Annotated in this window: 8 protein-coding genes and 2 tRNA genes; 5 read left to right on the forward strand and 5 right to left on the reverse strand. The window is 70.7% G+C overall.

Annotated features, from left to right (window positions below; all coding sequences use genetic code 11):
* Positions 1-6 precede the first annotated feature (6 nt).
* Positions 7-636 carry a sortase domain-bontaining protein gene (locus KUM38_RS02555; protein WP_217127603.1) on the forward strand — a complete coding sequence of 210 codons (630 nt, stop codon included), beginning with the start codon at positions 7-9 and terminating at the stop codon, positions 634-636.
* Positions 637-954: 318 nt separating this feature from the next.
* The gene (locus KUM38_RS02560) at positions 955-1,986 is read left to right on the forward strand and encodes a glycoside hydrolase family 6 protein (RefSeq protein ID WP_217127604.1); all 1,032 of its coding nucleotides are present in this window, start codon (positions 955-957) and stop codon (positions 1,984-1,986) included.
* 75 nt (positions 1,987-2,061) lie between these two features.
* Here the strand turns inward: KUM38_RS02560 and KUM38_RS02565 are convergent, their stop codons facing one another.
* The 3 genes from KUM38_RS02565 to KUM38_RS02575 form a co-directional block, all read right to left on the reverse strand.
* Positions 2,062-4,002, reverse strand: a complete 1,941-nt coding sequence (locus KUM38_RS02565; RefSeq protein ID WP_217127605.1) for a kelch motif-containing protein — start codon at positions 4,000-4,002, stop codon at positions 2,062-2,064.
* Positions 3,999-6,002 carry a glycosyltransferase family 2 protein gene (locus KUM38_RS02570; RefSeq protein WP_217127606.1) on the reverse strand — a complete coding sequence of 668 codons (2,004 nt, stop codon included), beginning with the start codon at positions 6,000-6,002 and terminating at the stop codon, positions 3,999-4,001. The genes KUM38_RS02565 and KUM38_RS02570 overlap by 4 nt, the downstream gene beginning before the upstream one ends.
* A gap of 465 nt (positions 6,003-6,467) precedes the next feature.
* Positions 6,468-6,541: transfer RNA gene (locus tag KUM38_RS02575), tRNA-Lys, on the reverse strand.
* A 207-nt stretch (positions 6,542-6,748) separates the two neighbouring features.
* On the opposite strand from KUM38_RS02575, the gene KUM38_RS02580 reads away from it, so the two are divergent.
* The 3 genes from KUM38_RS02580 (at position 6,749) to KUM38_RS02590 (ending at position 10,125) form a co-directional block, all read left to right on the forward strand.
* Positions 6,749-8,095: a peptidoglycan-binding protein gene (locus KUM38_RS02580; protein ID WP_217127607.1), complete on the forward strand. Its 1,347-nt coding sequence runs from the start codon at positions 6,749-6,751 to the stop codon at positions 8,093-8,095.
* Positions 8,096-8,182: 87 nt separating this feature from the next.
* The gene (locus KUM38_RS02585) at positions 8,183-9,394 is read left to right on the forward strand and encodes an SPFH domain-containing protein (protein WP_217127608.1); all 1,212 of its coding nucleotides are present in this window, start codon (positions 8,183-8,185) and stop codon (positions 9,392-9,394) included.
* Positions 9,395-9,519: 125 nt separating this feature from the next.
* Positions 9,520-10,125, forward strand: a complete 606-nt coding sequence (locus KUM38_RS02590) for a lytic polysaccharide monooxygenase (protein WP_217127609.1) — start codon at positions 9,520-9,522, stop codon at positions 10,123-10,125.
* 54 nt (positions 10,126-10,179) lie between these two features.
* Here KUM38_RS02590 and KUM38_RS02595 read toward each other — a convergent pair.
* Together KUM38_RS02595 and KUM38_RS02600 are read right to left on the reverse strand one after the other, a co-directional pair.
* A tRNA-Lys gene (locus tag KUM38_RS02595) sits at positions 10,180-10,253 on the reverse strand.
* A gap of 86 nt (positions 10,254-10,339) precedes the next feature.
* Entirely contained in the window at positions 10,340-11,098 is a 759-nt protein-coding gene (locus KUM38_RS02600) for an IclR family transcriptional regulator (protein ID WP_217127610.1), read from the reverse strand.
* Positions 11,099-11,165 lie beyond the last annotated feature (67 nt).

The following is an 11,165-nucleotide window of genomic DNA, read 5'->3' on the forward strand; positions in this document are numbered from 1 at the left end:
TGCACGATGGGTTCCCCGCGCAACACTCTCCGTACGGGCCTCCCGTCCGGCACCGGGCGGCTGCTCGCCGGTGTGGCCTGGGTGGTGCTGCTGCTCGGGCTGTGGCTGTGGGGCAGCGGGCGGAGCGACGTACCCGCCGGGATGTCCGGGACCGCCACCGGCGACATGGCGGCGGCCGGACGGCCGCCCGGGGTCGAACCGCCGCCCCCGCACCGCCCCTTGGCCGCCGCGGTGCCGCAGCGCCTCGACATCCCGGCCCTCGGCGTCCGCGTACCGGTGGCGGCCGGCGGGAACGGCCGGCCGGGCGCGGTCCGCTGGTACACGGACGGGGTGACGCCGGGCGAGCCCGGCACCGCGCTGATGGTGGGGTCGGCCGGCCTCCGGCGCGTGGACGCCCTGGAGCCGGGCCGGACGATCCGGGTGGCCCGCGCGGACGCCGGGACCGCCGAGTTCACCGTGGAGGACGTCCAGGTCCTCTCCGGTGAACGGTTCGACGCCCGGCGGGCCCACGAGCCGCGCCACGAGGGACGGGCCGAACTCCTTCTGGTCGCCTGCGGCGAGGCCCCCGACCGGGTCACCGGCAGGTGCACGGCCGACGCGATCGTCTCGGCGTACCTGACCGGAACCGGCACCTGAACTCCGTACACCGCGACTGTTCCGCACACCACCTGACCCGGTCGGCGCCCCGCTCCCCGGAGGCCGCGAGGGCACTCGGTACACGGGAGCACCGGCCGGGCCCAGGGGTCGACCGGCGTCACGTCACGGACCGGTCGCGGTCCGTGATCCCCGCAGGTGGCCCCGTCCACCGGGCGGTACGGCACGACCGGGCGCGCCCGTGCCACCGGGCTGTAACAGACGGCGGACAAGGTTGGGTTCGGCCTCGTGGGCGTCGCGGGACGTATGTCAGGATTGGGGCTCGGAGCACATGGAACAAGTGCACCCAAGGGGGGCTTGATGTACGGCAGCAGGGGGGTCGGGGCGTTCGCCGGGAGGCGGGCGTCCGCAGTGGTGCTGGGGGCGGCACTGCTGATCACAGGATGTTCCTCCTCGGACGACAAGGGGGACGAGCCGGACGCCGGCGCGGGGATCACACAGCAGCCGAAGGAGTCCGACCCGTTCTGGGTCAACCCGGACGGCACCGCCGCACGGCAGGTCGCCCAACTGGTGGAGGACGGCAGGAAGTCGGAGGCCGACCAGATCCGCAAGATCGCACAGCAGCCCGTCGGCGAGTGGATCAGCCCGGAGAACCCCGAGGAGCAGGCGCGCGGCTTCACCGAGGGCGCGGACAAGGCGGGCCGCACCGCGCTGCTGGTCCTCTACAACATCCCGCACCGCGACTGCGGCCAGTACTCGCAGGGCGGCGCCGCCGACGGCAACGCCTACCGCGCCTTCGTCGACGGTGTCGCCAAGGGCATCGGGGACCGTCCGGCGACCGTGATCCTGGAACCCGACGCGGTGCTGCACCTGGTGGACGGCTGCACCCCGGGCGAGTTCCACGAGGAGCGCTACGACCTCCTCAAGGGCGCCGTCGCCAAGCTGAAGGGCCTGAAGAACACCAAGGTCTACCTGGACGCGGGCAACGCCGGCTGGGGCAACCCCGACCAGATCCACGAGCCGCTGAAGCGGGCGGGCATCGACCAGGCCGACGGTTTCTCGGTGAACGTCTCCAACTTCTACTCCACCGAGGACTCCATCGCCTACGGCAAGCAGCTCTCCGCCAAGATCGGCGGCAAGCCCTTCGTCATCGACACCAGCCGCAACGGCAACGGCCCCTACACCGAGGGCGCCGCGGACGAACGCTGGTGCAACCCGCCCGGCCGCGCCCTCGGCGAGACCCCGACGACGAAGACGTCCGACCCCCTGGTCGACGCCTACCTGTGGGTCAAGCGCCCGGGAGAGTCGGACGGCGAGTGCAAGGGCGGCCCGAAGGCGGGCGAGTGGTGGCCGGAGTACGCCCTGAAACTGGCGGAGGGGTCAACTCCCTAGGGGCGCGGGGCTGTCGCCGCGTGGGCGCGGGAGAGCACAGCGTTCCCGCGCCCATGAGCACGACCCGCGGGAGCGCTACGGAACCCGCACCCACCGCGCCTTACTGGGCGTCCCGTCCCCGTCGTTGACGAACAGCATGTACCACCCGGACTGGACCAGGTTCCTGTTCTCCGGCACCGTCACGGTGATCTTGTCCCCGTCGGCCTCGAAGTCCAGCGCGATCGACCGCTGGTCCACGTCCGTGACGTGCGTGGACGCACTCGGCCGGATCAGCCGCACGCTCTTGACCGACGCCGCGTCCGCGGAGGTGAACGTGCCGGACTCGCCGCGGGCGATGCTCTTCGGCCCGCCCGACAGCTCGGGCTGCTCGTTGTCGCCGTACAGGTACGGCGGCGTGTAGATCTCGATGCGCTGCTCGAACTTGCCCGGCTTGGTGTTGGCCTTGTCGGCGTAGAGCGAGTCGGAGCCGAAGACCATCACGCGGCCGTCGGGCAACAGGATCGAGCCCGAGTGGTAGTTGCGGCCCACCAGCGGGTCGGCGACCCGCCTGAACTCGTTCTTCTCCGTGTCGTAGAGCCGCGCCTCGAGGATGTTGGAGTCGCTGCGGCCCCGGTAGTCCTCCGAGCCGCCCGTGACCAGCACCTCGTCGTTCGGCAGGACCGACGCCTGCGGGTAGCGGGTGCCCTTGTCCAGCGAGGGGCCGTCGACGAACTTCGGGTCGTCGGCCTTGAGGTCGACGATCCGGGTCTTCTCACTGGACAGCTGGGACTCGCCGACCCCGCCGCCGCCGATCACCATGTACTTCTCGTCCTGCGCGGGCGGCAGCAGCACCGTGCCGGACGTCTCCATCATGTTCGGGTCGCTCAGCCCGGGGACCTTGGTGAACTTGTTGGTCTCCACGTCCCAGACGCCCGGGTCGCGGCCCACGTCGTCCGGTCCGTAGCCGGCGTTGGAGCCCGAGTAGAAGACCTTGCCGTTCTGCATCAGGAACAGCGCCGGGTACGTCGGGAACTGGCGGACCTCGTCGGTGTAGGTCCACTCCTTGGTCTCCGGGTCGTAGACCTCGTTCTTGCCCGGGACCAGCTGGCCGATGTCGTCGAGGCCGGAGACGCTGAGGATCTTCCCGTCGCTCAGGGTGGTGAGCGTCGGGTACCAGCGGGACTCCTTCATCGGGTCGACCTTGATGTACTTCTCGGCGACCGGGTCGAACTCGAAGGCGTCGTCGATGCCCTGGAAGTCCTTCTTGTCCAGGGCGAGTTTCTCCGCGATGCCGTACGTGTTGCGGGCGTCGGCGCCGGTCAGGCCCTGCACCCTGTAGTTGTCCTGGGTGCCGGTCTCGTACTTGGCGCCTTCCTTCTGCGCCTCGACGTAGATGCGGCCGACGCCCGGGGTGTTGCCCAGGAACTCGCCGGTCGCCGGGTCGAAGTTCTTCTTGGCGCGCGGGACGAGCACCGGGTCCTTGGAGACGAAGGTCTTGCCGTTCTCCTTGCCGGTGAACTTCGTGCCGGCGGGCAGGGTGATCGGCTTGTCGGGGTTCTCGTTGTTGACGATCATCAGGCCGCCGGCCTTCTTCACGTCACCCTTGAGCTTCTCGTACCGCTTGGTGCCGCCCGCGATCAGCAGGTTGCCGTTGGCGAGCTGGGTGTGGCCGGTGCAGAACAGGTCGGTGGGCGTCGGCACCTTCTTGATGGTCCCCTTGACGGGGTCCCAGATCCGGGTGTCGTACTTCTTCGCGTCGAAGTTGTCCTGGTTGTTGCCGGACCCCGCGACGAGCAGCACCTTGCCGGTGCGCAGCAGCGCCGCGTGAATGGTGTTCTGCCGGTACTCCTCGGGGAACTCGACGATCTCCCACTTGCCGTTCGCGGCCTTGTACTCGGGCTGGTTGATCTTGTACTGGTGGTACTTCTCGGTGCCGAAGCGGTACAGCCACGGCCCGTTCATCCCGGCCAGCGCCAGCACCACCGCCGTGCCTATCGCGATCCGACGGGCCCGACGGCGGCCTGCACGGTCCTTCATTCCTTACGTCCCCCAAGTCCACCAAGGGCGATCTGCATGGTCTGGTCGTTTCCGGGGGTCTCCCCGGTGCTCCCGGGGCCGCCGTGCGAGGCGGCCCAGGTGGGCCGGTCCTGCGGGGTGTGCTGCTGCGGCATCTGCGGCAGTTGCTGCGTGCGGGGTACCCCGGCGGGGTCCGGCTGCCCGCCGGCGGCGTGGGCGCCGGGCTTCTTCCGGTCCTGCCGCATGCCGTGCCGCCAGGCGAACATCGGCGCGGCGGTGATCAGCAGGGCGAAGGTCGCCCAGATCACCATCGCCGGGTGCGCGTGCCCGTAGACGTAGCCCGCGGCGATGGAACCGGCGAAGATCAGGATGAAGTACCAGTGGTACCGGAAGGTTCCGAACCAGGTGTCCGGGCTGGCCGAGTCACCCTTGGGGGTGACCACGAACTTGCTCTTCTTGCGCAGCACGGAGTCGATCAGCGCCTTCGCGTACAGCGGCGCCGACAGCGCGGACATCACCATGCCGGCCACACCGCCGGAGCCCTCCGGCTCGTGCGGCGAGACGTTGTGCCGGCGGTTCCAGACGTACAGGCCGATCTGCAGGGCGGAGGCGTTGCCGTAGAGCATCAGCCAGACCGTGGGGTCGATGTTCACACCCGAGGCGCCCAGGCCCAGGAACAGCGCACAGCTGATCGCCGCCAGGATCCAGTTCAGGGCCGACATCGGGTAGAAGATGATCATCATCGTGTAGTTGAAGAGCTTGCTCGGCGGGAGCGAGTACCAGCCCTTCCAGTACTGCTTGAGGATCGTCTCGTACGTACCGCGCGACCAGCGCATCTGCTGGGTGAAGAAGTCGGTCCAGGCGTTGGGGCCCTCACCGACCGCGAGCACGTCCGGGGTGTAGACCGAGCGCCACTTCCTCCCCGTCGCCGGGTTCTTGTGGCGGTGCATCTCGAAGCCGGTCGCCATGTCCTCGGTGATCGAGTCGTACAGACCGCCGATCTGCTTCAGCGCCTTGATGCGCACGGCGTTGGAGGTGCCGACGAACATCGGCGAGCCGTAGCGGTTGCCGGCGCGCTGGATCAGCGCGTGGAAGAGGAACTGCTGGGACTCGGCGGCCTTGGTGACGAAGTTGTCGTAGTTGCCGTACACCTGGGGGCCGATGACGAAGCCGACGTCCGGGTCGCGGAAGAAGCCGAGCATCCGCTCCAGGTAGTTCGGCAGCGGCACGTGGTCGGTGTCGACCGAGGCGAAGTAGTCGTAGTCGTCGCCGTGCGCGTCCAGCCAGGCGTTGTAGTTGCCGTGCTTGGTCTTGGCGCGGTGCGCGCCCTTCGCCTGGTTCCACTTCGCGACGCCCTTGCGGGAGAAGTGGTGCACGCCGAGCCGCGCGCAGACCTCCTTCACCTCGGGGTCGTCGCCCTCGTCGAGCAGCCAGACGTGCATCAGGCCCCGGTGGCGGATCTTGACGGCCGCCTCCAGGGTCTTCGTCACCATCTCCAGCGGCTCCTTGCCGGGGACGAAGGAGGTGAGGAAGGCGACCCGGGTGCCGGTCTCGGGCACCACCGGGATCGGGTCGCGGGCGACCAGCGTGGCGTGCGCGTTCGACAGCACGTTCATGCAGCGGAAGAACTCGATCAGGCCGATCGAGACGAGCATGACGATGTCGAGGGCCGGCAGCCACTCGAACTCCACGTAGTCCCGCTCGGTCCAGTGCGAGGGCTGCAGCAGCCATACCAGCAGCACCAGCGACAGCACCGGGGCCGCGGCCAGCATCAGCGCGATCCGGATGCGGTGCGGCTCCTGCGAGATCAGCGAGCGGTACTGCACCTTGTACGGTCTGTTCGGATCGGGCTGGGTGAGGGGGCCCGCGAGCCGGCTGTAGTGCTCGTAGTCGTATCTCGGCAGCGTCTTCCTGATCCGGCGGAACGCGCCCGTGTTCCAGTTCCGATGCGAAGGCACCCTGAGCTGGGTGGTCTGGGACGGGTCGTCGTCCCTACCGGCGCCCGTCGGCGTCGACGTCATGAGTCATCCCCCCAACACGCGGCGGTCACCGCGTGCTTCGTCGCTTCCTCACGTCCGCTCCGGCCCCCTCGACCGTCACGGGCGTCTCAGTGATTGACCGCTGTCACCACGTCACCCACACCTTATAGACACGGTGCAGCGTTGTTCCGGTTGCATGATGCCCCCCTCGGCACCGCTTCATGATGCGGGATCCTTGTCCCGCATCACCGGCAACCGGTTTCTTGCCCCCCAACCGCCGCGAACCCGCAGCAACGTGAAGAACCCAGGTTCTACGGTGCCCATCATGATCGCAAGATGCGAAACACGGTGTTCACCGGTCATACGGGTCCATTGTGAACGCTGAGGGAGACTCATGGGGCCGATGTTGCATACGTGCGCCGAGTGGGTTGCGTTCAACGGCCGCGAGGAGGTATCCGGCCAAAAACCGACGGGCCCCTCGTATGCACGAGGAGCCCGTCGGGTCGGTGCGCCGCCAGGGACTCGAACCCCGGACCCGCTGATTAAGAGTCAGCTGCTCTAACCAACTGAGCTAGCGGCGCGCGCTGACGTCGTCACTCTACAGGAACCCGGCAGGTGCTTCCGACCGGAGGCCGCCCGGCCGCCACCCGCGGTCCACGGCCGGTACGGGCCCGGTCCACCGCCCGTACATCATTCGGACCGTCAACATGCGCGCGTGGAAGACGGTTGCGAAAATGACCGTCGTGCACGGACGTGGCGAAAACGAGCGGGAGTGTGAGGGGAATCGCATGGAGTCTCCGGTGTTCGAGGAGATCGATCCGGCGGACGACTGCGACTGTCCCGGCTGCGCGCACTGGCGGCGGGTGCTTCCGCATTCCCGGACCGGCCGTTTTCCCGGCCATCCGGCGGCGCACCGGACCGCTCTCGTCGTGGCCGCCGTGACCTCCGCCGCGATCGCCGCGCCCGCCGCCCCCGCGGTCGCCGCCCCCCAGCCCCAGCGTCCCGCCGATCCGGACGTTCCCGCAGGTGACGAGCCGGGAACCCCGCAGGGGAGACGAGCCCCGCTGTACGGCCCCGGCGGTCAGGCGGCCCCGCTCGCGGGCCTCGCGCGCCCCGCGCGGGTGCCCGCGATCACCCGCGCGGACATCGTCGAGCGGGCCCGGAGCTGGGTCACCCGGAAGGTTCCGTACGGTGTGGCCTCGTACTGGTCCGACGGTTACCGGCAGGACTGTTCGGGTTATGTCTCGATGGCCTGGCGACTTCCCGGGAACGAATGGACCGGAAGCCTCGGGAAATACGCCGAGAGAATCACCAAGGACGAACTCCAGCCGGGCGACATGCTCCTGTTCCACAATGCGGCCAACCCCTACGGCGGATCACATGTGGTCCTTTTCGGCGGTTGGACGAACAGCGCCCGGTCCCAATACGTCGCCTATGAGCAGACCGCACCGCACACCCTCCGGAGGGCCACCCCGTACGCCTACTGGAGGAACTCCGCGCGCTACGTCCCGTACCGCTACAAGGGGGTGAGCGACGGCGCGGCGGGGGCGGGGGCGTCCCTCCCGGCGGTCCGGACGCCGTTCCCCGGAGCGGCGTATTTCGGCCCCGGCGCGGAGAACGAGTACGTCGCCGAGCTCGGCCGGATGCTCGTCGCCCGCGGTGCCGGGCGCTTCTACCCCGCCCCTCCCGGACCGCGCTGGACGGACGCGGACCGCAGGGCGACCCGGGCGTTCCAGGAGGCCCAGGGGTGGCGGGGTGCGGCGGCGGACGGGCTGCCGGGGCCGCTGACCTGGGAGCTGCTGGTGACCGGCGGGGGTCGGGAGATCCCAAGCGGAGATTCCGCTTCCGGATCGTTCGCCTCGTCCGCCCCGCCACCCGCCCCCGCCTCGCACGGGGTGCCGGGTTATCCGGGCCGGGCGCCGTTCCGGCCGGGCGCCGTCAACGACCACGTCACGCGGCTCGGGAGGCAGCTGGTGAAGAAGGGGTTCGGCCGGTACTACGCGAAGGGGCCGGGACCGCGCTGGAGCGAGGCCGACCGCCGCAATGTGGAGGACTTCCAGCGGTCCCAGGGCTGGCGCGGCGGGGCGGCGGACGGCTACCCGGGCCCGGAGACCTGGCGGCGGCTCTTCGCATGACCCACCCCGGGCGCGAGGTGCTCCTCGGCGTCCACGTCCCTCGAAGTGACCGATGTGACGCATCTGGCGCGGAGGCTGGAGGCACGCATGACCACGACGGCATCCCCCGTCCCCGAGAGCACCCCCGAACACGTCCCCGAACACGTCTCCGGACACCTCCCCGAGTCCGGCGGCCCGGTGGACTGCGGTCCGGCGGGCGGCACGGCGGTCGCCCGGCCGGCCCGGCTCATCCACACCGAGTCCACCACCGAGATCCCCGTCCACCTGCTGTTCCGCGACGCCCCCGAGCCGGCGCCGGTGCGGCTGCGCCCGGTGGTCGTCGCCCGCCGGGCGGACGAGGGCGGGCGCGGCACGGGAGAGCGACCCCGTCCGCGCGGTCCGGCCGGCGGGCGGTCCGAACCCGCCGTCCCGCGGATCGACCCCGAGCTGGTGGAGCGGCCCGCCCGGGTGCTGCCCGGGGTCGTGGGGGTGTTCGCCGGGATGTGCGGGGCGGCCGGCTGCGCGGTCACCTCGTGGTGGGCGGGCGTGCTGCCGCCGCCGGTGGCGGAGGCGCTCGGGCCGGCGGCGCGCGCCGGTGCGGCGGGGCTCGGCCCCGCGCAGTGGGCGGCGTACGCGGGGGCCGGGGCGCTCGGCCTGTTCGGGTTCGGCGGGCTGGCCCGCGGGCGGACCGGGCGGGCCTGGGTGCTCGGCCTGTTCGGCCGCTACCGGGGGACCGTCCGGCGGACCGGGCTGATGTGGGTCAACCCGCTGCTGCTGCGCCGCCGGGTCGACGTGCGGCTGCGGCACTGGCGCGGTGAGCCGATGCGGGCGGCCGACCGCAGCGGGGTCGCGCTGCGGGTGGCCGTCCTGGTGGTGTGGCGGGTGCGGGACACCGCGCGGGCGACGCTGGGTGTCGAGGACCACGAGGCGTATCTGCGCGCGTGCGTCGAGGCGGCGCTGGTGCGGGTGCCGGTGGCGGCGCCGGGTGCGGGCAGGGGCGCGGTGGAGGCGGCGCAGGACGCGCTGACCCGGCTGGTGGCGGCGGACACCGCGCCGGTGGGGGTGGAGGTGTTCGCGGTGCGGCCGGTCCGGGTGGAGTACGCGCCCGAGGTGGCCGCCGCGATGCACCGGCGCCGGATCGCCGCGCTGGACGCCCAGCACCGGGCGAGCGTGCTCGGTGCGGTCGTGGACTCGGTGGAGGACACGGTGACCCGGCTGACCGTGCGGGGACTGGTGGAGCTGGACGACTACGAACGCAAGGCGCTGGTGAAGGACCTGACGGTGGCGTTCTGCGCGGGACGGGGGGAGGCGGGCCCGTGAACGCCGGGGGAACGGACCCTGCGATTGGTATGGACATGCTCAGTCCGTGCCCATAATCTCAGACTTGGTCTAGACCTACCTGCACGGCTCACGGAAACTCCCCCACGTTCACCAGGAGCGGCAGCATGCGCACAAGGACCACGATGTACGCAGCCGCGGTGGGACTGGCCACGACCGGAGCGCTTGTGCTCTCCTCCGGTGGTGCCAGCGGCCACGGCTACACCGATCTGCCGGTCAGCCGGCAGAAGCTCTGCCAGAACGGCTCGGTGACCAACTGCGGATCCATCCAGTGGGAGCCGCAGAGCGTCGAGGGCCCGAAGGGCTTCCCCGCCTCGGGTCCCGCCGACGGGCAGCTCTGTTCCGCCAACAACACGCGGTTCGCCCAGCTCGACAGCCCGAAGACCCCCTCGGGCGGCGCCTGGCCCACGACCCGGGTGTCCGGCGGCCAGAACTACACCTTCCGGTGGCAGTTCACGGTCGGCCACGCCACCACGGACTTCAAGTACTACGTCACCAAGCCGGGCTGGAACCAGAACCACAACCTGGCCCGCTCCGACCTCAACCTCACGCCGTTCCTGACCGTGCCCTACAACGGCCAGCGTCCGCCGGCGACCCTGTCCCACAGCGGCCGGCTGCCGTCCGGGCTCAGCGGACACCACGTGATCCTCGCGGTGTGGACGGTCCACGACACGGGCAACGCGTTCTACGCCTGCTCCGACGTCACGTTCTGATCCCCGTCCGGACACGTCAAAGGGCCTCTCGCTCCCACGAGAGGCCCTTCTCGGTGCGCCGCCAGGGACTCGAACCCCGGACCCGCTGATTAAGAGTCAGCTGCTCTAACCAACTGAGCTAGCGGCGCATGACTCCCGCCGTCCGCTCTCGCGGTCGGCGACAAGAAAAATAATACCCGGTCCCCGGGGGTGGTCCGCACCACCGCCGGCTCGCCTAGATCGTCAGCGACAGCAGCACCGGGGCCGCGTTCCGGTTGAGGGTGTCGGCGGCCTGGCGCAGGCGGTGGGCGTGCGCGACCGGCAGGGACAGCGCCAGACAGCCCGCCGAGGAGCCGGCCGTGATCGGGACGGCCGCGCAGACCGTGCCGACCGCGTACTCCTGGAGGTCCAGCACGGGCACGCTGGGCGGCTGCGCCGCCAGCCGGGAGAGCAGCAGCGTGTCGCTGGTGATGGTGCGCGAGGTGAGCCGGGCCATCCGGTGCCGGGCGAGGTGGTCGCGCCGGCCGTTGTGGTCGAGCTGGGTGAGCAGGCTCTTGCCGATCGCGGTGGCGTGCGCGGAGTGACGGAAGTCCACCCACTCGTTGACCTTCGGGGTGGCCGGGCCGTCGGCGTACTGGGTGACCCTGACCTCGCCGTCGACGTACCGGCTGAGGTAGACGGCGGCGCCCACGCGGTCGCGGAGCCGGTCCAGGGTGCGCTGGAGCTTCTCGCGCAGCGCCTCCTCGTGCCCCTCGGCGGCGCCCAGGCGGGCGAAGGCCGCCCCGGTGACGTACGCGCCGTCGGCGATCTGCGCGACGTAGGCCTCGCGGCGCAGCATCCGCAGGAGCGTGGTCAGCCGCTCCGCGGTGAGGCCGGTCTCGCGGGCGATTTCGGTGTCGGTGACTCCTGTGGTGTGCCGCGCCACCGTCTCCAGGACGCGCAGCGCGTCCTGGACCGAGTGGTACGGCGCGGTCGGCTCGTGCCTCAGCGCCACGGTTTCCCCCTGCGCTCGCTCTTGGGGCCGTAATCCGGTCAGCGAATCCCCTCCACGATAGCCCTCA

This window comes from Streptomyces sp. AC558_RSS880, from assembly GCF_019049255.1.
In the GTDB taxonomy this organism is placed as follows: Bacteria; Actinomycetota; Actinomycetes; order Streptomycetales; family Streptomycetaceae; genus Streptomyces.